The organism is Mycobacterium mantenii (assembly GCF_001667865.1).
GTDB classification, from domain to species: domain Bacteria; phylum Actinomycetota; class Actinomycetes; order Mycobacteriales; family Mycobacteriaceae; genus Mycobacterium; species Mycobacterium mantenii_A.
The window spans coordinates 109,293-134,032 of sequence record NZ_LZJP01000089.1; the positions used below are offsets into that span (position 1 = coordinate 109,293).

At 66.3% G+C, this 24,740-nt stretch carries 24 protein-coding genes; 16 read left to right on the plus strand and 8 right to left on the minus strand.

Annotation, left to right across the window (positions count from 1 at the left end):
• Nucleotides 1–24 precede the first annotated feature (24 nt).
• From fabG to A5688_RS14320, 6 genes are all read left to right on the plus strand, one after another.
• The gene (gene fabG / locus A5688_RS14295) at nucleotides 25–777 is read left to right on the plus strand and encodes a 3-oxoacyl-ACP reductase FabG (RefSeq protein WP_067837883.1); all 753 of its coding nucleotides are present in this window, start codon (nucleotides 25–27) and stop codon (nucleotides 775–777) included.
• The gene (locus tag A5688_RS14300; protein WP_067837889.1) at nucleotides 774–2,000 is read left to right on the plus strand and encodes an acetyl-CoA C-acetyltransferase; all 1,227 of its coding nucleotides are present in this window, start codon (nucleotides 774–776) and stop codon (nucleotides 1,998–2,000) included. Before fabG ends, A5688_RS14300 begins: the two co-directional genes overlap by 4 nt.
• Nucleotides 1,997–3,196 carry a CoA transferase gene (locus A5688_RS14305; RefSeq protein WP_067911537.1) on the plus strand — a complete coding sequence of 400 codons (1,200 nt, stop codon included), beginning with the start codon at nucleotides 1,997–1,999 and terminating at the stop codon, nucleotides 3,194–3,196. The genes A5688_RS14300 and A5688_RS14305 overlap by 4 nt, the downstream gene beginning before the upstream one ends.
• 24 nt (nucleotides 3,197–3,220) lie before the next feature.
• Complete coding sequence (locus tag A5688_RS14310) at nucleotides 3,221–4,414, plus strand: acyl-CoA dehydrogenase family protein (protein ID WP_067837895.1); 1,194 nt, start codon at nucleotides 3,221–3,223, stop codon at nucleotides 4,412–4,414.
• Between the two features lie 4 nt (nucleotides 4,415–4,418).
• A complete protein-coding gene (locus A5688_RS14315; protein ID WP_067837898.1) occupies nucleotides 4,419–5,108 on the plus strand; it encodes a GntR family transcriptional regulator in 690 nt (229 codons plus the stop codon).
• A gap of 86 nt (nucleotides 5,109–5,194) precedes the next feature.
• Nucleotides 5,195–5,557 carry a hypothetical protein gene (locus tag A5688_RS14320; RefSeq protein WP_067837900.1) on the plus strand — a complete coding sequence of 121 codons (363 nt, stop codon included), beginning with the start codon at nucleotides 5,195–5,197 and terminating at the stop codon, nucleotides 5,555–5,557.
• Here A5688_RS14320 and A5688_RS14325 read toward each other — a convergent pair.
• The 6 genes from A5688_RS14325 to A5688_RS14350 form a co-directional block, all read right to left on the minus strand.
• Nucleotides 5,533–7,080 (minus strand): class I adenylate-forming enzyme family protein, encoded by a 1,548-nt coding sequence (locus tag A5688_RS14325; RefSeq protein WP_067911534.1) that lies wholly within the window; start codon nucleotides 7,078–7,080, stop codon nucleotides 5,533–5,535. The two genes, A5688_RS14320 and A5688_RS14325, sit on opposite strands and share 25 nt — an antisense overlap.
• Nucleotides 7,073–8,641, minus strand: a complete 1,569-nt coding sequence (locus tag A5688_RS14330) for a class I adenylate-forming enzyme family protein (RefSeq protein ID WP_067837905.1) — start codon at nucleotides 8,639–8,641, stop codon at nucleotides 7,073–7,075. The genes A5688_RS14325 and A5688_RS14330 overlap by 8 nt, the downstream gene beginning before the upstream one ends.
• On the minus strand, nucleotides 8,631–10,094 hold the full coding sequence (locus A5688_RS14335) for a class I adenylate-forming enzyme family protein (protein ID WP_067837909.1): 1,464 nt from the start codon (nucleotides 10,092–10,094) through the stop codon (nucleotides 8,631–8,633). The genes A5688_RS14330 and A5688_RS14335 overlap by 11 nt, the downstream gene beginning before the upstream one ends.
• On the minus strand, nucleotides 10,094–10,894 hold the full coding sequence (locus A5688_RS14340; RefSeq protein ID WP_067837911.1) for an enoyl-CoA hydratase/isomerase family protein: 801 nt from the start codon (nucleotides 10,892–10,894) through the stop codon (nucleotides 10,094–10,096). The genes A5688_RS14335 and A5688_RS14340 overlap by 1 nt, the downstream gene beginning before the upstream one ends.
• A complete protein-coding gene (locus tag A5688_RS14345; RefSeq protein ID WP_067837913.1) occupies nucleotides 10,885–11,697 on the minus strand; it encodes an enoyl-CoA hydratase/isomerase family protein in 813 nt (270 codons plus the stop codon). Before A5688_RS14345 ends, A5688_RS14340 begins: the two co-directional genes overlap by 10 nt.
• Nucleotides 11,698–11,789: 92 nt before the next feature.
• Complete coding sequence (locus A5688_RS14350) at nucleotides 11,790–12,611, minus strand: enoyl-CoA hydratase/isomerase family protein (protein WP_067838025.1); 822 nt, start codon at nucleotides 12,609–12,611, stop codon at nucleotides 11,790–11,792.
• 173 nt (nucleotides 12,612–12,784) lie between these two features.
• On the opposite strand from A5688_RS14350, the gene A5688_RS14355 reads away from it, so the two are divergent.
• Together A5688_RS14355 and A5688_RS14360 are read left to right on the plus strand one after the other, a co-directional pair.
• Nucleotides 12,785–13,480, plus strand: a complete 696-nt coding sequence (locus A5688_RS14355; protein ID WP_067837916.1) for a hypothetical protein — start codon at nucleotides 12,785–12,787, stop codon at nucleotides 13,478–13,480.
• Nucleotides 13,477–14,385, plus strand: a complete 909-nt coding sequence (locus A5688_RS14360) for an enoyl-CoA hydratase/isomerase family protein (protein WP_067837919.1) — start codon at nucleotides 13,477–13,479, stop codon at nucleotides 14,383–14,385. The genes A5688_RS14355 and A5688_RS14360 overlap by 4 nt, the downstream gene beginning before the upstream one ends.
• 19 nt (nucleotides 14,386–14,404) lie before the next feature.
• On the opposite strand, the gene A5688_RS14365 is transcribed toward A5688_RS14360, so the two are convergent.
• A complete protein-coding gene (locus A5688_RS14365; protein WP_067837921.1) occupies nucleotides 14,405–15,217 on the minus strand; it encodes a TetR/AcrR family transcriptional regulator in 813 nt (270 codons plus the stop codon).
• Nucleotides 15,218–15,409: 192 nt separating this feature from the next.
• On the opposite strand from A5688_RS14365, the gene A5688_RS14370 reads away from it, so the two are divergent.
• Together A5688_RS14370 and A5688_RS14375 are read left to right on the plus strand one after the other, a co-directional pair.
• Entirely contained in the window at nucleotides 15,410–16,207 is a 798-nt protein-coding gene (locus tag A5688_RS14370) for an SDR family NAD(P)-dependent oxidoreductase (protein WP_067837923.1), read from the plus strand.
• 43 nt (nucleotides 16,208–16,250) lie between these two features.
• Nucleotides 16,251–17,267 carry a dihydrodipicolinate synthase family protein gene (locus tag A5688_RS14375; RefSeq protein ID WP_067837924.1) on the plus strand — a complete coding sequence of 339 codons (1,017 nt, stop codon included), beginning with the start codon at nucleotides 16,251–16,253 and terminating at the stop codon, nucleotides 17,265–17,267.
• Nucleotides 17,268–17,329: 62 nt separating this feature from the next.
• Here A5688_RS14375 and mbp1 read toward each other — a convergent pair whose 3' ends face one another.
• Entirely contained in the window at nucleotides 17,330–17,569 is a 240-nt protein-coding gene (gene mbp1 / locus A5688_RS14380; protein WP_067837925.1) for a microaggregate-binding protein 1, read from the minus strand.
• A gap of 349 nt (nucleotides 17,570–17,918) precedes the next feature.
• On the opposite strand from mbp1, the gene A5688_RS14385 reads away from it, so the two are divergent.
• From A5688_RS14385 to A5688_RS14410, 6 genes are read left to right on the plus strand one after another with little or no spacing between them, the layout of a single operon-like run.
• Nucleotides 17,919–18,764: an enoyl-CoA hydratase gene (locus tag A5688_RS14385; protein ID WP_067837927.1), complete on the plus strand. Its 846-nt coding sequence runs from the start codon at nucleotides 17,919–17,921 to the stop codon at nucleotides 18,762–18,764.
• A 30-nt stretch (nucleotides 18,765–18,794) separates the two neighbouring features.
• The gene (locus A5688_RS14390) at nucleotides 18,795–19,997 is read left to right on the plus strand and encodes an amidohydrolase family protein (RefSeq protein ID WP_067837928.1); all 1,203 of its coding nucleotides are present in this window, start codon (nucleotides 18,795–18,797) and stop codon (nucleotides 19,995–19,997) included.
• A gap of 31 nt (nucleotides 19,998–20,028) precedes the next feature.
• Entirely contained in the window at nucleotides 20,029–21,654 is a 1,626-nt protein-coding gene (locus A5688_RS14395; RefSeq protein WP_067837930.1) for an acyl-CoA synthetase, read from the plus strand.
• Nucleotides 21,651–22,481, plus strand: a complete 831-nt coding sequence (locus A5688_RS14400) for an amidohydrolase family protein (RefSeq protein WP_067837931.1) — start codon at nucleotides 21,651–21,653, stop codon at nucleotides 22,479–22,481. The genes A5688_RS14395 and A5688_RS14400 overlap by 4 nt, the downstream gene beginning before the upstream one ends.
• 2 nt (nucleotides 22,482–22,483) lie before the next feature.
• The gene (locus A5688_RS14405; protein WP_067837932.1) at nucleotides 22,484–23,530 is read left to right on the plus strand and encodes an acyl-CoA dehydrogenase family protein; all 1,047 of its coding nucleotides are present in this window, start codon (nucleotides 22,484–22,486) and stop codon (nucleotides 23,528–23,530) included.
• Nucleotides 23,531–24,724 carry an acyl-CoA dehydrogenase family protein gene (locus A5688_RS14410; RefSeq protein WP_067911532.1) on the plus strand — a complete coding sequence of 398 codons (1,194 nt, stop codon included), beginning with the start codon at nucleotides 23,531–23,533 and terminating at the stop codon, nucleotides 24,722–24,724.
• Nucleotides 24,725–24,740: the final 16 nt, after the last annotated feature.

Genomic DNA, 24,740 nt, shown 5'->3' on the forward strand with positions numbered 1-24,740 from the left:
CGGTGGAGGCGATAGCAGTGAAGGATGAGTGATCAGGTGTCGTTGTTGTCAGGTCAGACCGCAGTCATCACAGGCGGAGCGCAAGGGCTGGGGTTGGCGATAGCGGAGCGCTTCGTCGCCGAGGGTGCGCGAGTCGTGCTCGGTGACGTCAACCTCGAGGAAACCCAGGTGGTGGCCAAGCAATTGGGCGGCGACGACGTCGCCGTCGCGGTCCGGTGCGACGTCACCCAGTCGTCCGACGTCGAAACGCTGATCCAGACCGCGATCGAGCGCTTCGGCGGCCTGGACATCATGGTCAACAATGCCGGCATCACCCGGGACGCGACGATGCGCAAGATGACCGAGGAACAATTCGACCAGGTGATCAACGTGCACCTGAAGGGGACCTGGAACGGCACCCGGCTGGCCGCCAACGTCATGCGGGAAAACAAGCGCGGCGCCATCATCAACATGTCCTCGGTGTCGGGCAAGGTCGGCATGATCGGCCAGACCAACTACTCGGCGGCCAAGGCCGGCATCGTCGGCATGACCAAGGCGGCCGCCAAAGAGTTGGCATACCTGGGCGTCCGGGTGAACGCGATTGCCCCCGGCTTGATCCGCTCCGCCATGACAGAGGCCATGCCGCAGCGCATTTGGGATTCCAAGGTTGCCGAGGTGCCGATGGGCCGGGCCGGTGAGCCCAGCGAGGTCGCCAGCGTCGCGCTGTTCCTGGCGTCCGACCTGTCGTCGTACATGACCGGCACCGTTATGGAAATCACCGGCGGCCGGCACCTGTGAGCGCCATGCGCCAGGCCGTCATCTGTGAGCCCGTCCGGACGCCCATCGGCCGTTACGGCGGGATGTTCAAATCGCTGACCGCGGTTGACCTCGGTGTCACCGCACTCAAGGGGCTGCTGGAGCGGACCGGGCTGACGCCCGACGCCGTGCAGGACGTGATCCTCGGCCACTGCTATCCCAACAGCGACGCGCCGGCGATCGGGCGCGTGGTGGCGCTGGATTCCGGTCTGCCGGTGACGGTTCCGGGCATGCAAGTGGACCGGCGCTGCGGGTCGGGCCTGCAGGCCGTCATCCAAGCGTGCCTGCAGGTGGGCAGCGGCGACAGCGATCTCGTCGTCGCGGGCGGTTGCGAGAGCATGAGCAACGTCGCCTTCTACTCCACCGACATGCGCTGGGGTGGCGCCCGCCACGGGGTACGGGTGCACGACGGGCTGGCCCGGGGACGCACGACCGCCGGCGGCCGCAACTACCCGGTACCCGGCGGAATGCTGGAAACCGCCGAGAATTTGCGCCGCCAGTACGGCATTTCACGCCGGGAGCAAGACGAGCTCGCGGTGCGCTCCCACCAGCGTGCCGTTGCCGCGCAGAAAGACGGCATCCTGGCCTCGGAAATAATTCCCGTGATCATCCCCACCCGAAACGGCGAGGAAGTCGTCGACACCGACGAACACCCACGCGCCGACACATCGGTCGAATCGCTGGGCAAGCTCAAACCCGTTCTGGTAAAGGATGATCCGGAGGCGACGGTCACCGCAGGCAACGCCAGCGGACAGAACGACGCGGCGTCGATGTGCGTGGTCACCACGCCGGAGAAGGCCGACGAATTCGGGCTGACGCCGTTGGTGCGCCTGGTGTCGTGGGGCGTGGCGGGGGTCGCGCCCAACGTCATGGGCATCGGGCCGGTGCCCGCGACCGAGGTGGCGCTGGCCAGGGCCGGCCTGCAATTGTCGAACATCGACCTCATCGAGCTCAACGAAGCCTTTGCCGCCCAAGCGCTTGCGGTGATGCGGGAATGGAAGTTCGGCGCCGCCGACCACGAGCGGACCAATGTGCACGGTTCGGGGATCTCGCTGGGCCATCCGGTCGGCGCGACGGGCGGGCGGATGCTGGCGACCTTGGCGCGCGAGCTCGATCGTCGCGAGGCCCGCTACGGCCTGGAGACCATGTGCATCGGCGGCGGCCAGGGCCTTGCCGCCGTCTTCGAGCGGGTCGCATCGCGATGACCCGATCGGGGTTGCCGCTGGACGGCCTCACCGTGGTGGAGGTGTCGAGTTTCGTCGCCGCGCCGCTGTGCGGCATGACGCTCGGTCAGCTTGGCGCGGAAGTCATTCGCGTCGATCCCATCGGTGGCGCCTCCGACGTGCACCGGTGGCCGTTGGCGGCGGACGGCACCTCGATCTACTGGACCGGGCTGAACAAGGGAAAGCGCTCCGCCACCATCGATCTGCGCTCCCCGGACGGCCAGGAACTGGTCCAGCGGCTGATCATCCAGGGCGACGGCGTCGTCGTGACCAACGCCGCGGGCTTGTCCTGGCTCGGCCACGATGTCCTGACGGCCAAGCGCCCCGACGTGATTCACGTCCAATTGCTCGGGCGCGGTGACGGTTCCACCGGAGTGGACTACACGGTCAACGCGGGCCTCGGGTATCCGCTCGTCACCGGTCCGGCCGATCATGCCGGTGCGGTCAATCACGTGCTGCCGGCCTGGGACGTGTGCTGCGGGCTGTACGCCGCGCTGGCCGTCGTCACTGCGGTGCGCCACCGCGAACAGTCCGGGGCGGGGGCGCGGATCAGTCTGGCGCTGGAGGACGTGGCCCTGGCCACCGCCGCCAACCTCGGGCTGCTGACCGAGCCGCAAGTCGTCGGGACACAACGCGAACGGCTGGGCAACGCCATCTACGGCCAGTACGGGCAGGACTTCACCAGCAGCGACGGGGCCAGGTTCATGGTGGTTACGTTGACCAATCGGCACTTTCGAGACCTGCTCGCGGTGACCGGCACGGACGCCGCGGTGTCAGCCCTCGCCGAGGCACTGGGCGCCGATTTCGGTGCCGAAGGCGATCGTTACCGCTACCGCGATGTGCTGTCGAGTCTGTTCGCCACCTGGTTCGGCGATCACACCGCCGACGAGATCACCACCGCGCTGTCGGGCACCACGGTGCTGTTCGAGCGGTACCGCACCTTCGCCGAGGTCGCAGCGGGACCGAAGGTCACTGAAAATCCGATGTTTTCGCGATTGCGCCAACCGGGTCTCGGCGACTACCTCGCCCCGGGCCTGCCGGCCGCGTTCGACGGCACCCATCCGGCCCCCGCGCCCGCGCCCGCCCTGGGGGCCGACACCGCCGACGTCCTGGCGCGTCTGGGGTTGAGCGCCACCGACATCGAGCGTCTGACGAACGCCAAGACCATCGCCTGCTGAGCGGCCGAAAGGGAAAGACAGCACATGACCAAACTCGCCCAGACCCTCGGACTGACCGAGATCCAGACCGAGATCATCGCCACCGTACGGAAATTCGTCGAGAAGGAAGTCATTCCGCACGCGGCCGAGCTCGAGCGCGGTGACACCTACCCTCAGGAAATCGTGGACCAGATGCGGGAGATGGGCCTGTTCGGCCTGATGATTCCGCAGGAATACGGCGGGCTGGGGGAGTCGCTGCTGACCTACGCGTTGTGCGTGGAGGAGCTGGCGCGCGGTTGGATGAGCGTGTCCGGAGTGCTCAACACGCACTTCATCGTGGCGTACATGCTGCGCCAGCACGGCACCGACGAGCAGAAGCAGCGGTTCCTGCCACGCATGGCCGCCGGGGAAACCCGCGGCGCCTTCTCGATGTCGGAGCCGGAGCTGGGTTCCGACGTGGCCGCGATCCGCACCCGGGCCCGGCGCAACGACGACGGCACCTACACCATCGACGGCCAGAAGATGTGGCTGACCAACGGCGCCACCTCGACGCTGGTGGCGGTGCTGGTGCGCACCGACGAGGGCTCGGACAAGCCGCACCGCAACCTCACGGCGTTCCTCGTCGAGAAGCCGGTCGGTTTCGGCGAAGTCGTTCCCGGCCTGCGGATCCCGGGCAAGATCGACAAGCTGGGCTACAAGGGCATCGAAACGACGGAGATGATCTTCGACGGCTATCAGGCCGGCGCCGACGACGTTCTCGGCGGCACGACGGGACAGGGCTTCTTCCAGATGATGGATGGCATCGAGGTCGGCCGGGTCAACGTGTCTGCGCGCGCGTGCGGTGTCGGGATTCGCGCCTTCGAGCTCGCGGTGCGCTACGCCCAACAACGTGAGACCTTCGGCAAGCCGATCGCCGAACATCAGGCCATCGCATTCCAATTGGCCGAGATGGCGACCAAAGTCGAAGCCGCACACCTGATGATGGTCAACGCGGCACGCCTGAAGGATTCGGGGGAGCGCAATGACGTGGCCGCCGGGATGGCCAAATACCTGTGCAGCGAGTATTGCACCGAGGTCACCCAACAGAGTTTCCGGATCCACGGTGGCTACGGCTATTCCAAGGAATACGAAATCGAGCGGCTGATGCGTGACGCGCCGTTCCTGCTCATCGGAGAGGGCACCAGCGAGATCCAGAAGAACATCATCAGCAAGCGACTGCTCGCCGAGTATCAGGTGTAAGCAGATGAGCGTTCCGGATTTCGCTGCGCGGCCTCAACTTTCGGAGGACGTTGCGCGGATTATCCGCAGGCGGATATTCGACGGCACGTACGCCGCCGGATCGTACGTCCGGTTGGATCAATTGGCTGCGGAGCTGGGCATCAGTGTCACCCCGGTGCGTGAGGCGCTGTTCGCGCTGTGCGCCGAGGGCCTGATCAATCAGCAGCCGCGACGCGGCTTTGTGGTGTTGCCGGTCACCGGACGCGACCTCACCGATGTGGCGAACGTGCAGGCGCACGTCGGTGGTGAATTGGCCGCGCGGGCGGCGCTCAACATCACCGACGAGCAGTTGCGCGAACTCAAGGAGATCCAGGCGCAGCTGGAGGCCGCCTATGCAGGCGACGAACACGAACACACCGTCCGGTTGAACCACGAATTCCATCGCGCGATCAATGTCGCGGCGGACTCGCCCAAGCTCGCCCAACTGATGTCTCAGATCACCCGTTACGCCCCCGAATCGGTGTTTCCCGCGATCGAGGGCTGGCCCGAGCAATCGATGCAGGACCACCGGCGGATCCTGTCCGCCCTGAAAAAGCGCGACGACAAGCTCGCCCGGGCGGCCATGTCGGAACACCTTGCCGCCGGTGCGGTTCCGTTGATCGACCACCTCGTTGCGCGTGGGGTGGTCGTCGAGGCCGGCGCCGGTTCTCCCTAAGGCCACCGCGGCGGCATCTCTTGTTGCGCACGCCCAACTAGGCATACGCTGCAACGCAAGGGGGCAAGAGGGCAGAGCGAGGAAGAATGTCGCCACCGCTTCGTGCATCGGCAGTGTTCGTCGCCTGCATTAGCGCACTCGCATTCGCCGCACCGGCGAATGCCGACCTGCTCGACCCGATCCCGGGCAACGGTGTCTTCGTCGTCGGGCCCGACATCGCACCGGGCCTCTATCACACCGGCGGGTCGGGATCGACCTTCGGAGTGTGGATCAACAACGTGCCGACCCAGGAGTCGATGTGCTCGTGGTTCACCTACAGCACGCCGGACGCGAACAAGGACCATGTGCTCCAAACGAACACCTCCATCGGCCCGATGTTCGCGAACATCAACTCATCGGTGAAGGCCTTCGAGTCGCAGAACTGTCAGCCCTGGACGCGGGTCCCCTGAGCCTCGTCGGCCAGCATCTCGCGGAGTCGGCGGATGTCGACCTTGCCGGTGCCGCCGCGCGGCACGTCGTCGTCGGAATCCAGCAGCAGCCAGACCGTCGGGACCTTGAAGGCGCTCAGCAGGGTTCGTGCCGAGCGGCGCAGCGGCTCGGCACTCAGTGCGCGATCGCCACACACCACCGCCGCGCCCACCCGATCACCCGTCGTGCCCGGCACATTGGTGACGAAGGCGTTGTCGATGCCGTCGATGGTGCGCAGCGCGCGCTCGACCTCGCTGGGGTAGACGGTCGCCCCGCTGACCTTGAACATGTCATCGGATCGCCCGTGGTAGAACAGGAAGCCATCCTCGTCGAGGTGGCCGAGGTCACCGGTGGGGTAAAAGCCGTCGGCGGTGAAGAGGTCCTCGCGGGTCCGCCCGCAGATGCCGCGCAGGGTATGCGGGCCGCGGATGTGGATCATGCCGGTGGCTCCCGCTGCGACGGGCTCACCGGTGTCGGTATCGACAATGCGGACTTCTGTGCCGGCGAACGGCTTTCCGCAACTGCCCCAGGCCGTCGCGGGCATGTCGGTGTCGGCGGGATAGCCGCAGTACGGCCCGAAGGCCTCGGTCATGCCGAACAGCGTCGCCCGGGCGCCGGGTTGGGCGCGCTGCTCGGGAGGCAACAGGGCCTGCAGACTTCCCGCCTGTAGAGCCGAGAGGTCAGCGTGGGCCTCGCCGGCGTGCCGTGCCAAGGCCTCGGCTTGGTCCGGCCAGCCCCGAAACAGCGTGACCCGTTCGCCCTCCAGCAGTTTCAGGGTCGTTTCCGGCCGGGGTATTTCCTCGGTCACCAGGGTGGCGCCGGCCAGCAGGACGGACAGTATCCCGCTGCCGAAACCGCCCACCCAAAAGAACGGCATCGGCAGGTACAGGCGGGTTTCGGAGGTGATGCAACGCGCCGCCAGGCCCGACTGCACGGCGCCCAACGCGTTGCCGTGGGAATGGACGACTCCCTTGGGCGATCCGCTGCTGCCCGAGGTGAACATGATGACCAGCGGGTCGGCGGGCGTGACCGTCGCGGTCATGGCGTCCACGATGCTGCGGGCAGCTTCGCTAGCGACCGCGCTGTCGAGTCGGTCGATCGACCAAACCTGGCGCAACGCAGGGAGTTCGGCTTGTCGCGCCGTCGGCAGGTCGTCGAGGTAGCGGTGGCCGCGGAATTCCTCGACGCTGATCAGGAATTGCACCGCAGCCGTACGCAGTTGCGCGGCCAGCTCCGCGGCGGTCAGCAGGGTGCTCAGCGGGACCAGCACCGCGCCGACGCGGGTCAGGGCGATGGCGACCCGCACCCAGCGGGTGCCGTTGGGCATGATGAGTCCTACCCGGGTGCCCTTGCCGATGCCGGCTTCGACAAAGGCTGCGGCCAAATCACGTGTGGTCGAGTCGAGTTCGCGGTAGGTCATCCGGGCGGCGGGATCGATCACCATCGGCGTGTCACCATCGTGGGCGGCCCGCAGCCGCACCAGGTGGTCGATGGTGCTAGACATCGAAGAGCTTTCTGAGTTGACGCACGTCGGCCTTGCCGCTGGACAGCAGCGGAACCTCGGCACTGCGCAGGGCGACGAACCGCTTGGGAATCTTGTACGCGGACAGCTCCGTTCGGAGTCGTTCGCCCAGCGCGGCGCCGTCGAAGTCCGCCGCACTCCCGTCCTGGACAACCACCGCGGCAACGACCTGACCGCGCCGCGCGTCGGGAATGCCGATCACATAGGCCTGCGCTCCGCCGGTGACCCTGCCGATGGCCTTCTCCACTTCGGCCGCCGAGACGTTGGCACCCGACGTTTTGATCATCGCGCTGCGCCGACCGACGAAATAGACGAATCCGTCGGCATCGACACGCACCAGGTCGCCGCTGTGGAACCAGCCGTCGGCATCGAAACACTCTTCCCGGCTGCGCTTGTGGTAGCGCTGCATCAGGTAGGGCCCGCGCAGGCACAGTTCGCCGATCTCGCCGACCGGTACGGCGGCCGCGGTATCGGGATCGATGACCTTGGTCTCGAATCCCGGTGCCGCCCTGCCGAACGATCCGCGCCGGTGCTCGGGCTGGTCGGACTCGTCGTCGCCGATCAGCACGACGCTGCCGGCCTCGGTCATGCCCAGCATGTTGTGCCGCAGTTCCGGGTCGGCCGGGCGGGCGTCGGGCGCCATGATCGGGTAGAGGTTGCCGCGCCGCATCGACGACAGATCGCGCTGGGGAAAGCTCGGGTGGTCGGTGAGGTGGGCGATCGCCGCCGTGAAACCGTTGGTGATGGTCGGCTTTTCGGCTTCGAGCAGGTCGAGCGTCGCGCCCGCATCGGTGGCGTTGGAACACACCAGGGTCGATCCGGCGAGCAGGGTTGCGAGCAGGCCGAACGCCAGCCCGCCGATCCAGAAGAACGGCGAATTGCAGAACAATCGGTCGTCGGCTTTCAGACCCCGGATGTCGTTGAGGTTCTGCTGGTGCGCGAGCAGGGCACCGTGGGTGTGCACCACCCCCTTGGGGGCGCTGGTGGATCCCGACGTGTACACGATCGTCAGCGGATCACATTCTGCGACGTCATCTTCCAGCGCCGTCAGGAGCGCGGGGTCGATGGAATCGGCTAGCCGGTACACGGCCTCGTGAGTGACCGCGACGTGGCGCAGCTGGGGTGCTGCCGCACACAGCAATCGGGAACCGAGGTCGGCGTCCGGGAGGATCTCGGACAGTCGCTGCACGTAATCGTGAGAGCGAAAAGACGCGGCGGTCAACAAGATTGCAACGTCGCCGTCGACCAGTTGCTCGCGCAGCTCGCGGGCGGTGACGAAGGTGGAGAACGGGATCACCACGGCGCCGATCCGGGCCGCCGCCAGCATCCCGACGACGAACGCGGGTCCGTTCGGATAGAGCAGGCCCACATGTGTTCCCTTGCCGGCGCCGAGGGCGATCAACCCGCGGGCCAGCTCAGCCGAGCGCCGATCGGCGTCGGCGTAGCTGATCCGGTCATCGTCGCAGACCAGCAGCGGGTGGCCCCCGCGCGCGCGGGCTTGATGCCGCAGGGTCTGGGCGACCGTCAACGACTCAACGGGCATGGTCGCGCTGCATTGCGGGCTCGCGAAAGAAGCCCCGAATCGCGCCGAGATCGGCCTTCCCCGAAGGTGTTCGAGGGAGGGCGTCGACGATCGCGATTTCGGTGGGTATCTCGTAGCGAGCCAGTCGCTCGCGCAGATACGCCACCAGCTCGTCGGCCGACGCGGGCTGGCGGAGCTCGACCATGGCGACCGGCGTCTCGCCGAGCCGCTCGTCGTGTTGGGCGATTACGGCCGCACCGGCCACCGCGGGGTGGCTTTCCAAAGCGGCGCGCACGTCGTCGGGCATCACCTTGAAGCCGCCGCGGATGATCGCCTGGTCGGCGCGGCCGACGATCCAGAGAAAGCCGTCGTCGTCGATGCGCGCCATGTCGGTGGTCCGCATCCATTGCGCGGCGGGCCCCAGCTGGCCCGGCTTGACCTCCAGCAGGCCGACTTGGTCCGGGCCCAGCGGTGTTCCGTCCTCTGCGACCACCCGGAGCTGCGCGCCCGGGTTGGCCCGACCGACGCTGCCCCTCTTGGTCTTCCAGTACCGCTGGTGGTCGGGAAGAGTCCAGCCCGCCACGCCGCCACCGAATTCGGTTGCTGCATACGAGGTCAACACCGGCACGCCGTACTTCTCGGTAAAGGCATCGGCATCCTCGGCCGACAGCGGCGCCGTCCCGCAGGTGACGGCGCGGAGGCTTTCCAGGTCGGCGCGCGAAAGATCGGAATGCAATACCGTGCGCAGGGCGGCCGGTACCAGCGACGCCGCGCGGGGCCGGTGCTTGCGCACCGCCTCGGCCCATGCGGTGAGCTCGAATCTCTCCAGCAGCACGAACGGCCTTGCCTCGGTGATGCATTGCAACACACGAAATACCCCGCCGATGTGCACCAGCGGCGAGTTCACGATGGCGACGCCGCGGCGCGGCTCCACCGGCGCCGGCGCGCGGTCGGGTTCGGCGCCCATCACGCTGCGCGCCAACATGTCGTAGCCCAGGTCGATTCGCTTCGGCGGGCCCGTCGTTCCGCTGGTCAGCATGCGCACGGCGACACCGGACGGCGGACCGGCGTCGCCGGTACGCGGCGCGGGAACGTCGTCGCCGTCCAGCAGGCCCGAGATCGTAACCGTCGGCGTGCCCGCGTCGACCAGCCTCGTCAGATCGTCGCGCTCGCCGATGATCACGGGAAGCCGCAGCCCGGCAACGTCGGTCTTGGTGCGCTTGTCACCGCGCGAGGGGTTGATGACCACGACCGTGCCACCGCCGAGCAGCACGCCCAGGAAGGCCGCCACGTGCCCCGGCCGGTTGCGCAGCAGCATCCCGACTTCGGCTCCCTCGGTGACGGCAGCGATGCGTCGCGCCGATGCGCCGACCCGAGCCCAGGAGATCCATTGGCCGCCATATTCGATGGCGTGCGACTCCGGTTGGAGGTCGAGCACGTCGGCGATGCGTTGAACCAATGGGTGACGCGGCATCAGCGTATCTTCGGTGTCCGCGCGGCGGGCGGGGCCGGGGAATCGTGCTGAGCGGCGAGTTCCGCCGTGCCCAACGGGTTTCCCAGCCGCGTGTAGATCAGGCCCTGGTCCAATGCGGCGCGGTACGGCTTGTCCAGCGATTCCCAGATTGCCTTGACGGTGCCCTGGGTCGCGGCCGGCGGCTTGGCGGCGATGGTGGCCGCGATCTCGTGGGCGCGGTCCCACAGCGTCTCGGCGCCAACCACTTCCGACACCAACCCAATGCGAAGCGCCGTGTCGGCGCTGACCCGTTCGTCGTTTCCCATCAGTGCGATGCGCAACGTCTCGCCCAGGCCGATGCGCCGCATCAGGCCGATCGGCTCCAGCGCGCAGACCAGTCCGGCCGATACGTGCGAATCGAAGAAGGTGGTGTCGTCGGCGCAGATGACCACGTCGGATTCGTTGATGAAGTAGAACGCCCCCGCGGTGCACATGCCCTGAACCGCACACACCACCGGTTTCCACATCTTCTGCCATTTGGGGCTGAGCAGTTCCCCGGGATCCTCGTGATTCCAGACGTTTTCGGGCTGGCCGTACGGCGTCTTGATATCGAGCCCGGCGCTGAATGCCCGGTCGCCGGAGGCACGCAATACCACCGCATGCACCGAATCGTCGAATTTGACCATCCGCCACGCGCGGGCCATCTCCTCGCACATGGTGCGGTTGAACGCGTTGAGTTGCCCAGGGCGATTCAGCGTGATCGTGGCGACATGGTCGTCCGCGTCGACCTCGAGCAGAATGGTTTCGAAGGTCATCGGCATTGCCAATTCGGTTTGCGCTTCTCGACGAACGCTCTGGGGCCTTCCTGCGCGTCCTCGGTGCGCAGCACACGCTCCCGGAAGGTCTCGGCGAGTATCTCCGCCTCGTGCAGCGGCACGTTGAGGCCTTTGAGGATCGCCAGCCTGGTTCCCCGGACAGCCAGCGGCGCATTGGAATTCACGATGTCAGCGATCTCGTGGGCCCGTTCCAGCAGGCGATCGTGCTCGACGATCTCGCTGATCAACCCGAGCTCGTAGGCGCGCCCGGCGCCCATCCGCTCGTGCTTGCCCATCAGGGCCATTCGCAGCGCGATCGAGCGGGGCAACACCCGAGACACCCGCACCAGCTCCCGGCCGGCCACCAGCCCGATGCTGACGTGCGGATCGAAAAATGTCGCCTGCTCCGAGGCGATGACGATGTCGGTCGTGGTGACCCAGTCCATGCCGGCGCCACAGCAGATTCCGTTCACCGCGGTCAGCACGGGCTTGGCCATGGTGCGAAACGGCGGTGTGCCCTCCTGCGGCGCCTCCCATTGGTCGTACGTCGACAGGTATGGCCGCTCGTAGATCACCTTGCCGTCTTCGGGTATCTCTTTCACGTCGGCGCCGGTGCAGAACGCGCGGCCGGTGCCGGTGACGATGGTCAGCCAGACGTTGTCGTCGTTTTCGGCCTCGTCGTATGCGGCCCGAAGCTCGGTGATCATGTGCGGGCTGAGCGCATTGAGGGCGTCCGGACGGTTCAGGGTGATGGTCGCGGTGTGTCCGTCGACCTCGTACTTGATCGTGTCGAACGAATCAGTGGGCATCGGTCGTCCCTTCGTATGAACGTCGAGTGTGGGGCATATGGACGGATTCGAGGCAGTTCCCGTGCGTAGGGCCCACACTCGATGCCCAAGAGTTAGCGTCCACGAAAATCCGGATCCCGTCGCTGCCGGAAGGCTTCCAGACCCTCCTTGAAATCGCTTGTTCGGCAGGATAATTCCAGGTTGAACAGCTCCTGGGTCAGCGACTGGCTCAGCGTCGCATGCTGGCCGAAGTTCAGCGCCTGTTTGGCCAGTCCGATCGCCGCGGTCGGCCCGGAGGCCAGCCGGCCGACCAACTCCTCGGCGGCATGTTCGAGGTCGGGGCCGCTTACCGTTTGGTGAATCAATCCCCAGTCGGCCGCGTCCGGCGCGCCCACCTTCTCGCCGAGCAGCAGCATGCGCCGGGCCCGCGCCAGGCCGACGAGCCGGGGCAGCAGCCAGGTGGACCCCGAGTCCGGGCTGAACCCGCGGCCGACGAACGGCTCCCAGAACACCGCGTCGTCGGCGGCCACGGTGAAGTCGGCGCCCAGCGCGAGATTGCAGCCGAATCCCACGGCCCATCCCCGGACGCTGCACACCACCGGCAGCTGGATGCTTGCGATGAGCTCGATGACGCGGTGGGCGGCGTGGGGGATTCTCCGCACCAGGTCCCCGGCGCGGGGACGTTGGCCGCCGGGATCGTTGGCCGCCACCCAGTCGGCGCCGGCGCAGAAGTCGTCGCCGGCGCCACGGATGTGCACGGCCCGCAGCGAATCGTCGGCCGCGGCGTCGGTGAGTGCGTCGACCAAAGACCGGATCATCAACTGCGTCAACGAGTTACGCCGGGAAGCGCGATCGAGCGTAACCAGCAACACCGCACCGTCTCGGTGCACTGTTACCGAGCCCTCGGTACCGGCCGTGTCGGCCCCCTGACTCACCGTCGAATCCGGCCTTTCCTCGCCGATACGGTTACCCATACAGTAGGCAATACGATTGATACGCTGTATAAGTTAGCAAGGATACGCTGCCTGCGAAACAACGGGGTGGAAGAGAAAACCACGACCCGCGCCGGCGACCACGCGAAGCGAAGCACTGAGGAGGAGCGGCGCCTATGCCGATCGAGGAGGGGCCCGCCGCGCCCGCGCCGACGAGCAACGGCGACGCGAGATTCGGCGAGGCGCCGCTTGCCCAGACGGTGGCCGCGGCAGCCGCCATGCGGCGCCTCAGCTCGCTGCTGGTGTCCCTCGAGCACCCGCACCGCGCGGTGGACGCCATGCTGGAGAAGTTCGCCGAGTGGGAACGCGAGCTGGCCGCCGCGGCGCCTGCCGACAACGCGCCGCGCATCGGCGAAATGCCCGACGATCCCCGGCGCGTCTACCTGAACCACGCAACCGATATCGGTGCCTACAATCCGAGCTTTCCCGAATACCGGTTCGACCACCTGGATGCCGAAAACGCGACGGGCACAGTCGATTTCCCCCTGATATACGAGGGGCCGCCGGGACTGGTGCACGGTGGCTTCCTGGGCGTCTTCTTCGACTGCGTCATTCAGCACCACAATTGCGTCACCGGGCTTTCCGGCAAAACGCGATCCCTCGTCGTGACCTTCCGCCGGCCGACACCGGTGTTGACCGAGTTGCGCTTCGACATCGCCCGCCTGCAGGGCGAGCGCGGCATCACGTCGACCGGGCGGCTGCTGCTCGACGACGAAGTCCTGTGTACCGGCGAGGTCAACACGTTGGCGTCACGGCCGGAGAAGCTTGCCGGATCGCGATTCGGCAGGCGCCGAAAGGAGTCCAATACATGACCGGCTCGAGCACCTCTGACGATCGCGTGCTCTTCGACGTCGATCCCGATCGGCGCATCGCGACCATCACGCTGAACAACCCCAAACAACGGAATTCCTATGACGCGGCCATGCGCGAGGCCGTCGCCCGTTGTCTGGACCGGGTGGCCGACGACGACGACCTCACGGTGGTGCTACTGCGCGGGGCCGAGGGAGTTTTTTCCACCGGTGCCGACATGAACAATGCCTACGGCTGGTATGGCTCGTCGGCGCCGCCGGACCAGGCGGCCGGCGACGACCGGACCGCCAACCGCCGCCCCAGTCAGCGCCGGCGACTTACCGTGGACCGCAGGTCCTTTGGCTTCTATCACAATTTCATGGGCTTCCCGAAGGTGACGGTGGGCGAGATCGCCGGCTACGCCCTCGGCGGCGGTTTCGAGATGGCGTTGATGACCGACATCTCGGTGATCGCGCGGGACACCAAGATCGGCATGCCGGCAACCCGTTTCCTGGGCCCCGCGCTCGGCAGCCTGCACATGTTCTTCCACCGGCTCGGGCCGGTGCTGGCCCGACGCCTGTTGTTGACCGGCGACATCATCGAGGCGGGGGAGATCGAGCACCTCGGCGTCTTCACCGACACCTGCGCTCCCGGCGCGGTGACGGCCCGGGCGCGCTATTGGGCCGAGAAGGCGGCGAAGATGCCCGCCGACGGTGTCGTCATCGCCAAGGAGGCGTTCCGGCTTGTCGAGCAGAGCCAGGTGTACCAGGGCGAAGAGGTCGCCAGCTACCTGTTCCACGCCTTCGGCACGAACCTGCAATTCGGGCCGGGCGAATTCAACTTCGTCAAAACCCGTGCGCAGCACGGCGCGAAGGAAGCGTTTCGGTTACGCGACGAGCATTTCCACGTCCCGGAACCCGAGGGCTGACAAGGCGTTTGGTGCGGGGCTAGCGAGTAGCTGCCGCCTTGGTTCGGCCGCGCGTGGAAGCCGACTTGGCGGGCTTGCGTTGCCGTGCCGGCGCCGCCTTGCCGTCCTTCGAACCCTTGCTCTCGTCGATCAGCCGGCCGGCGTGATCGAGGATGCAGGTGAGCCCGTACTCGAAGTTGGTTTCATCGGGCGCGCCGATGCGGTGGCCTATCCGGGTCACCTGGGCAAGAAGTGGGGTCTTCTCCGGGTCGATGGACACGGCGTCTTCGATTGCGCGGGGTCCGACGTCCGACGACTGGTTCTTTTCGTAGAGCCGTTGCAGTACCACCGAACCGCGCACGTGAACCGAAATCGCCGAATAGGTGTCGAACGCATCCTCCGGTGACAGCCCGGCCTGCACCAGATTGGCGACCGCCTTTTCCATCTCCTGAGCGCCCATCCGCGCCGCCTTCGGGGAAAGGGCCGCCCGAATCAGAATCAGGTCGCACAGAATTGGGTTGCCCATGAACGTCTTACGCATCAAGCGCGCATGGTTGGCCAATGTCTCGCGCCAGTCGCTGGCTTCGACATAGGGAGTGGCGAACACGTACTTGCTCAGCGCACGGTCCGTCATCGCGTTGAGCAGGTCGTCCTTCTTGCGGAAGTACCAGTAGATGCTCGTCACACCGACACCGAGATGTTTGCCGAGCAGCGGCATGCTGAGGTTGTCGATCGACACTTCCTCCGCGAGTTCGAATGCGCCGCTGATGATGTCATCGGGATTGATGGACCCGCGTTCGCGCCGTTGGCGCTTATCGGCGGTTGCCTGTTTTGCCACTACGGGCACCTCCATCAAATTCCGTTCCGTACCTGCGGTCTGGCAGCCGTACTGCCGGTACAGTTGAATTTACCGGCACTTCTCTTCTGACCTGCGTATACGCCTTCGTGTCGCATTCTTCCTCTGCTACTGTAATACCTATCGTAGGCTTTTTGGTAAACCGGCTGGACAGGCGAAAATGACCAGACTAGGGCTACGGATTAAGCAATGGATCTAGGGCTGGCGAATGCCACTGCGGTGGTGGTCGGCGGTAGCCGCGGCATGGGCTTGGCGACGGCGCGCTGCCTCGCCGACGAAGGCGCTCGGGTGGCGGTGGTGGGCCGTAGCCGCGACGCCCTCGACGCCGCGGTGAGCGATCTCACGCAACGTGGCAGCCCGGACGCGATCGGACTGACCGCCGACATCGGCGACGACGATGCCGTCGGTGAGGTGTTCAGCGAGCTTGCCCGGCGATGGGACGGCGCACTCAATGCCCTTGTCATCACGGTGGGGCCGGGCGCCGCGGGAACGTTCGAGGATCTGACCGACGACCAGTGGCGCCAGTCGGTCGAAGACGGCGTGCTGGGGATGGTGCGCTGCGTCCGTGCGGCGCTTCCGCTGCTGCGCAAGGCGCAATGGGCCCGCATCGTCAACTTTTCGGCGCACTCGACCCAGCGGCAAAGTGTCATGCTGCCCGCCTACACGGCGGCGAAATCGATGCTGACCAGCGTCTCGAAGAACCTGTCGCTGCTGCTGGCCAAAGACGAAATCCTGGTCAACGTGGTCTCACCCGGCAGCATCGCGTCGGAATCCCTGGTCGGCTGGGCGAAGTCGGTGGGGGTGGACGGCAACGACCCCTATGCCCTGATGGAGGCCATTGCCAAGCATTTCGGTCATCCCGCGCACCTGCCGCGTGCGGGCCTGCCGGACGAAATCGGCCCGGTCGCCGCGTTCCTCGCCTCGCGGCGTAACTCCTACATGACCGGTGCCAACATCAACGTCGATGGCGGTTCAGACTTCACCTGACCACGGGTCGAAGAAATCGATTGGCAGACAGAAGGAGTCGATTGTGGCTACGGCAGCAGAGGCGCGCACCTGGGCGCCCGGCGCATTGCGGGGGATCGGTGACTCCCTCTACACCCCGTTCTGCGGCACCGACGGCGATGACATCGACTGGGACGCCTACCGGACGCTGGTGCGCTATTGCGTCGGTGATCTCGGGCATCCGATGTTGTGGTGTACCAGCGGGATCGCCGAGTTCTGGTCGCTGACCCTCGATGAGCGGAAACGCCTGCTGGAGGTGGCAGTCGAGGAAGCGCGCGGCATCAATCCCGGCGTCGTGGTGCAGGCGTGCACGGCGGCCAATTCGGCGAAGGACTGCGTGAACCTGACGCTGCACGCTCAGGAGGCGGGGGCTGACATTGCCTACATCCAAACACCGATGATGGAGGCGCACGGCGGCGAGGGTGTGTTGCGCTTCTTCAAATATGTTGCCGCGCACACGGATATCGCCTTGGGCATGTTCAATTCGCCATCCTCGGGTTATGTGTTGACGCCCGTCGAAAGCGCCCGCATCTATGACGAGGTTCCGGCCGTGTGCGCAACCAAGGAGGGTGCTTTCCGGCCGGCGAGCAGCCGGATGCTGCATGAATTGGCACCCGGTCTGGCCGTGTGGGAATGCGACAAGACGGTGTACCGGGCCGGCTGGCTGCGCGACGGGATCGTCTGTCCGGCGCAGCTGGGTACCGCGGGCTATCTCTTCGAAACGCCTGCGCGGCGACTGTTTTCCGAATACTGGGACCTGGTTCAGAGTGACAAGCTCGTCGAGGCCATGGATTACGGTCGCGAGTCCGGCCTGGACCAGTTCGACCTCGACATCGGATCCTGGTGGACGTGTTACCCGGGACGAGCGGATTACTTCACCCACTGGGGCGGGGCATTCAAGTACGCGGCGTCGCTGCTGGGCCTGCCCATCGGTGCATATCCCCATTCCCGCCCCCCGCAAGCCGAGCTGCCCGCCGAGGCGAAGGCTCAGATCGAAAATGCCTACCAGCGGCTGGGCTTGCTCGAAAACGCGTTGCAGTAGCGGGGATCACGCAGCGAGGCGGACCCGGTCTCCGACCGGGTCCGCTCCACTGGCTGGGGCCGTTACTGCTGTTCGGCCCGCTCACGCTCCTCGTGGGCCTTGGCCTTGCCACGGGCTTTCTCGGCGGCCGCTTCCTTCTTTCCAGCGTTGCGCTGCGCTTCCGCCTTGTCCTGCTGGGCCTTGCCCTCTTCGACCAGGCCGTCGTTGTTGATGATGATCCCGATGACCTGCTTGGTCTTTCCGAGGGCATCCTCGATGATGCCGCGGACGAGTTCGATCGGGCCGCTCTTGGTGTCAACCATTGCATCTACCTCCCCATTGTCGACTGCTTGTTGTGGGTTTCCCGATCGCGCGGCCGATGCAAACGTGTCGCCAACGTGTCACGCGCCACAACATTCAAGTCTTGCCACGCCGTCGGCCGTTTGGCCCCGAAATTGGGCCGTGGCAGGCGGTTCGGGAGTTACGGGCCCGTCAAAATCGGTGTGGCCCGCACCGTCGATACGCGTGCGGCTGGAGCGTCGCCTCGGCGTCCGAAACCGCAGTTTAGTCGGGGTTTCGCGGCCTGATTGCCGCGGTTGTGGAATGCGGTACCGATAGGTATACAGTATGGGTACAAACTCGCCTGTTGGTCAGCTATGAGGGGACGGTCTGATGAGCGCCGCCGACCGTGTGGTCACCGATGAGGCGGTACTGTACGAGACCACTGATACCGGTGTTGCGATTTTGACGTTCAATCGTCCGGATCGCCTCAACGCCTGGGGCCCCGACATCGCCGCGGGGTTCTACGCGGCGATCGACCGCGCCGAGCAGGACCCGGCCGTCCGGGTGATCGTGCTGACCGGCCGCGGCCGGGGGTTTTGTGCCGGTGCGTATTTGGGCGCACCGAGTTCGGCACCCAGCTACGGCGAGACGATGGAGAAGGCGGGTCAGACGGACCTGGCCGACCTGGTCGGGGAGCGCCCACCCCACTTTGTGACGACGCTGCGCAAGCCGGTCATCGCGGCGATCAACGGTGCCTGTGTCGGCATCGGGCTGACCCAGGCGCTGATGTGCGATGTGCGGTTCGCCGCCGCCGGCGCGAAGTTCGGCGCCGTATTCGCCCGGCGCGGTCTGATCGCGGAGTTCGGGATCTCGTGGATACTGCCCCGGCTGACCAACTGGGGCGTCGCTCTCGATTTGTTGCTGAGCGGACGGACCTTTCTCGCCGAGGAGGCCGCCGAGTTGGGCCTCGTCAAAGAGGTCGTTGCGCCGGACGGTCTGCTGCGGCGCGCCTTGGACTATGCCGAGGACATCGCCGCCAATTGCTCTCCGGCGTCGATGGCCGTGATCAAGAGGCAGGTCTACGGTGACGCCAACCGCGACGTCGTACAGGCCAATTCGCTTGCCGAGGTTTTGTTGCACGAGGCCATGCCGCGCCCCGACGTCATCGAGGGCATCACGAGTTTTCTCGAGAAGCGGCCGCCGCGATTCCCCTCCCTCGATTCGACCGACGCTTGATGTTCGCCGGTAAGGCGGAAAGGATTGATCATGGCTGACTTGAGTTACCAGGCGATCGACGTTGACAACCACTACTACGAGCCGCTGGACTCCTTCACCCGTCATCTGGACAAGAGGTTCAAGAGCCGCGGTGTGCAGATGGTCAGTCAGGGCAAGCGCACCTTGGCCGTGATCGGGGGGCGGGTCAACCACTTCGTTCCCAATCCCACCTTCGACCCGATCATCGTGCCGGGCTGCCTGGACCTGTTGTTCCGCGGCGAGATTCCCGACGGTGTCGACCCGGCGTCGCTGATGAAGGTCGAGCGGCTCGGCGAACACCCGGAGTACCAGAACCGCGACGCCCGCGTCGCGGTGATGGACACCCAGGACATCGAGACGGTGTTCATGCTGCCCACCTTCGGCTGCGGAGTCGAGGAGGCGCTCAAACACGACATCGAGGCGACGATGGCGTCGGTGCATGCGTTCAATCTGTGGCTCGACGAGGATTGGGGCTTCGACCGGCCGGACCGCCGAATCATTGCGGCGCCGATCATTTCGCTGGCCGACCCGGCCGAGGCGGTCAAGGAGCTCGACTTCGTGCTGGGGCGGGGCGCCAAGCTGGTGCTGGTGCGGCCGGCGCCGGTGCCCGGGTTGGTCAAGCCGCGGTCGCTGGGCGATCCCAGCCACGACCCTGTGTGGGCCCGGCTGGCCGAGGCGGGGGTGCCGGTGGGATTCCACCTGTCCGACAGTGGTTATCTGCACATCGCGGCGGCGTGGGGTGGCAAGGCGACGTTCGAGGGCTTCGGCGCCAAGGATCCGCTGGACAACGTGCTGCTCGACGACCGCGCCATTCACGACACGATGGCCTCGATGATCGTGCACGGGGTGTTCACCCGTCATCCGAAACTCAAGGCGGTCAGCATCGAGAACGGTTCTTACTTCGTGCACCGACTGATCAAGCGCTTGAAGAAGGCGGCCAACACCCAGCCCCAGTATTTCCCCGAGGACCCGGTGGAGCAGTTACGCAACAACGTGTGGATCGCCCCCTACTACGAGGACGACCTGCCGGAGCTTGCCGAGGCCATCGGCGTCGACAAGATTCTGTTCGGTTCCGATTGGCCGCACGGGGAAGGCCTCGAATCGCCGGTCTCGTTCGCCGAGGAGCTGAAGGGCTTCAGCGAGTCCGATGTCCGAAAGATCATGCGGGACAACGCGCTAGATCTGCTCGGCGTCCAAGTCGGCTCGGCCGCTTGATCGACTTGATTATCCAAGGCCGGCCACGCCCGTGAGTGAATGGACCATAGGGGCGGTTCTCGACGAAATCGCCAACGTCATCGGAGACCGGACGATGACGGTGTGCGGCAGCCGCCGCAGCACCTTCCGCGAGTCGGCCGACCGCACCCGCCGGCTGGCGAACTTCCTGGCCAGCAACGGATTAGGGGCGCACCGGGAACGCGCAACCCTGCAGAACTGGGAGTGCGGGCAGGACCGGGTGGCGCTGGTCATGCACAACGATCTGTACCCGGACATGGTCATCGGCTGCCTCAAGGCCCGGACCGTTCCGGTGAACATCAACTACTACTACACGCCGCGCGAGGTCGCGGAGCTGCTCGACTACATCCAGCCCCGAACCGTCATCTACCACCGCGGGCTGGGCGAAAAATTCGCCGACGTGCTCACCGCCGCCGGCGTTGACGTGTTGTTGTCGGTCGACGACGGAAGCGGTGCCCCGGAACTGCCCGGCGCGGTGTCTTTGGATGACGCACTGGCGCAGGGGGATGCCGACCACGGCGTGACGGCATCCCCGGACGACCTGCTGATGATCTGCACCGGCGGCACCACCGGTCGGCCCAAGGGTGTGCTGTGGCGCCAGTCCGACATCTATGTGTCGTCGATGGTCGGCGCGGACCATGCCTGCGCCCGGGAGATCCACGACAAGGTGCGCGGCAACGCCGGTGCACCGTGGTTCGCGGTCTCGCCGTTGATGCACGCGGCCGGCATGTGGACGGCCTTCTCGGCGGTCATGGCGGGTACGCCCGTGGTGCTCTACGACACCTCCAGAAAGCTTGACCCGCATGTGGTCTGGGAGACGGCCGAGCGTGAGAAGGTCGGCATGATGACCATGGTGGGGGACGCCTACGCCGCTCCGCTGGTGGCGCAGTTACAGGGCGGTTCCTACGATTTGTCGTCGCTGTACGCCATCGGCACCGGCGGTGCCGCAACGAATCCGAAGTATCAGCAAGCCCTGCTGGAGCTGTTACCACACATCACCCTCATCAACGGGTATGGCTCATCGGAGACCGGGAACATGGGCTTCGGCCACAGCCGGCCCGGCACCCAGGCCGACACCTTCACGCTGCGCGAAGGCGGATTGGTTCTCTCCGAGGACTATAGCCACTTCCTGTCCCCGGGAGAGTCGGAGGTGGGCTGGGCCGCCAGGGAAGGGCGAATACCGTTGGGATATTTCAACGATCCCGAAGCCACCCGCAAGACCTTCCCCGAGATCGACGGCAAGCGGGTGGTGATATCCGGCGACCGGGCCGCACTGGAACCCGACGGGGCGCTGCGGTTGTACGGCCGCGACTCGTTGGTGGTGAACACCGGCGGCGAGAAGGTTTTCGTCGAGGAGGTCGAAGAGGTGCTGCGCGCCCACCCGGCGATCGCCGACGCGCTCGTGGTCGGTCGCCCCAGCGAGCGCTGGGGCGAAGAACTCGTCGCCCTCGTCGAACTCCGGGTCGGTGCCGTCGCCGGCGCCGATGAGTTGCACACGCTGTGCACGTCGCGACTGGCGCGGTTCAAGGCGCCCAAGGAGTTCCTCGTCGTCGAGCAGGTCCAGCGCCTGGGCAACGGCAAGGCCGATTACCGTTGGGCGAAACGTCACGCGACAGCAAAGGCGCCGATGTCGACATGAAAGCTATCGATTGCCTGGTCAACGTGCACTTCGGCGAGACCGAGCAGCAGCCGACGTGGATGCTCAAGGTGCGCGACGACTACTTCAAGGGCCCGGAGTCCATGTTCGAGCCGGTCGAGTTGGCCAAGCTGCTCGACGAGATGGACGCGCAGGGTGTGCACAAAGCCATCCTGATGGACAACCTCGCCAAGCCGTCGGTGACCGCGCGCAAATTCGTCGAGGAGAAGCCCGAGCGCTTCGCCCTGGCCATGGGTGGGGTGAACCTGCTGCGGCCGATGCCGTCCCTGCGGGAACTGTCCGCCATCGTCAACGACCTGCCGGTTGCCTATGCCGCTGTGGGGCCGAGCTTTTGGGGTGACGGTCAGTACCCGCCCAGCGACGCCGTCTATTACCCGCTCTACACCAAGTGCGCTGAGCTCGAGCTGCCGCTGTGCATCAACACCGGCATTCCCGGGCCGCCCATCCCCGGGGAGGTGCAGAATCCGATCCACCTCGACCGGGTCTGCGTGCGATTTCCGGAACTGAAGCTCTGCATGATCCACGGCGCGGATCCCTGGTGGGACATCGCGATCAGGCTGTTGATCAAATACGCCAACCTGCGGCTGATGACGTCGGCGTGGTCGCCAAAGCGATTGCCGGAGAGCCTGTTGCACTACATGCGGACCCGCGGACCAAACAAGGTGATCTTCGCTTCCGACTGGCCGGTGCTGAAAATGCACCGCGTCGTTCCGGAAGCCGCCGGGCTGGACCTGCCCGCCGACGTGCTCGACAACTACCTCTACAACAATGCCCAAGAATTCTTCTTCGGTGGCCGGGAGAAAGGCTGAGGATGGACCGCTACGAACTACGTAGGCTCGACTACAGCCTGACGCCGGATCACGAGGCGTTGCAGGCCGCCTACCGTGATTTCTTCAAGACGCGCTGTTCGATCGAAACCGTGCGCGCCGCGGAGGAAACCGGGTTCGACAAGAACCTGTGGGAGCGGTTGTGCGCCATGGGCGCAACAAGCATGGCGGTCCCGGAATCCGCGGGCGGGGACGGTGCGACGCTCGTCGATCTGACGTTGGTGGCCGAGGAGATCGGGCGATCGCTGGCGCCGGTACCGTGGATCGACCAGGTCTGCACCGCACGGCTACTCGCGCGCCTCGGCGCGGCCGAACCCGACGTCGTCCACGGCAAGCGACTCGCCGCGTTCGATCCGCAGCACGACAGCGCGTCCGGCGCCCGGCTCCTGCCCACCGGGTCGATTGCCGATGAAATCATCGTCCGCGACGGCGAGGACGTCGTCGCGCTGACGTTCGGTACGCGCCCCACCAAGGTGGACAACATCGGCCGGCTGCCGATGGCCTGGGTGGATCCGGCGACCGCGGACACCCGGACCGTGTTGGCCGCCGGGCCCGAAGCGTTGGTGGAATATCAACGGGCACTTGACGAGTGGCGGGTGCTGAGCGCAGCGGCGTTGGTGGGCCTGGTGGAGGAGACCATGACCATCGCGGCCGAGTTCGCCAAGACCCGCTACACGCTGGGGGTGCCGATCTCGACGCTGCAGGGCATCTCCCATCCGCTGGCCAACATTGCGATCACCGTGCAGGGCGGCCGCAATCTGGCCCGGCGCGCGGCCTGGTTCCTCGACAACGAGCCGCACGAACGACCGGAGCTGGCGCCCTCGGCGTTCGTGTTCATGGCGGAGGAGGCGGCGAAGGCCGCGACCATGGCAGTACATATCCAAGGCGGACTTGGTGTTTCGGCGGAGGCGGCGGCGACCGCGTATCTGGTGCGTGCCCGGGGCTGGGCACTGGCGGGTGGGGATCCCGGCGCCAGCGCCAAGTACATCGGCGAGCTCGTCGCCGCACGCGAAAGTGGAAAGGGCGCCTAAGTGGACTTCTCACGTGTCGCGCTATCCGGCGACGATCAGCGCTTCCTTTCCGAAGCGCGCGATTTTCTGCGCACGCACGTGACAGAAGACGTCAAGCGCCGGGACCGGGAAACGGGCGACAACTTCGACGAAGGGGTGCACCTGGCGTTGGGTGCCGCCGGCTATCTCGAACGCGAATGGAAGTCGGCAGCCGACGGCGGCTTCAGCCGGGTGCATCGCCGCATCTGGGAGCTGGAGAAGCGGCGCGCGCACGTGCCCTGGGTGACCTGGGGCACCACCGCGATGGTGGCCCGTTCGGTCGCGAGGTTCGGCTCCGCCGAGTTGCAGGATGAGGTGTTACCGGGCGTCTTCAGCGGGCACGTTCGCCTGTGCCTGGGCTACACCGAACCCGAAGGCGGGTCCGACATCGCCACCTGCAAAACCCGCGCGGTCCGCGACGGCAACGGTTGGGTCATCAACGGCTCCAAGATGTTCACCACCGGGGCCCACAACTGCCAGTACGTCTTCCTCATCACCAATACCGATCCGGACGCTCCGAAGCACAAGAGCCTGACCATGTTCCTGGTCCCGCTGAACTCCGCGGGCATCGAGATCCAGGGCATCCGCACCGTCGACGGCGACCGCACCAACATCGTCTACTACAGCGACGTGCGCGTCGACGACAAGTACCGCCTGGGCGATGTGAACGCGGGCTGGACGGTGTTGCGTGAACCCCTCAACACCGAGCACGGGGCGGTGGCGGCCGCCCCGGACGGGCTGCAGGACGTCTCGATCATGATGCACCAGGCCGGCTTCATGGCCGACGCCCTGGACAAGGCCGCAGCCAGGGTCGCGGAGCGGAACCCGAACGGGCGCAGGCTGATTGACGACTCGGCGGTGTCATATCGCCTGGGCCGCAGCGCCGCACGGATGGAAGCGTCACTGAGCGCGCCCGGCATCTTCGGGCGCGTCGCCCTGGCGCAGACGATGCGTGACATCGCCCCGGACCTGATGGACATCCTCGGCACCGCGTCCACGCTGCCTGTCGGCACCGACGGCGCGGCCGACGACGGCGCCGCGGAGTACGTGTACCGCTTCGCGCCGCTGGTCGGGATCTACGGCGGCACCCTCGAGGTGTTCCGCAACATGATCGCGCAGTACATGCTGGGCCTGGGCAAGCCGGCGTACGCGCCGCCGGTCAAAAAGGTCTCCTAGCGCCCGCGGCCATGCC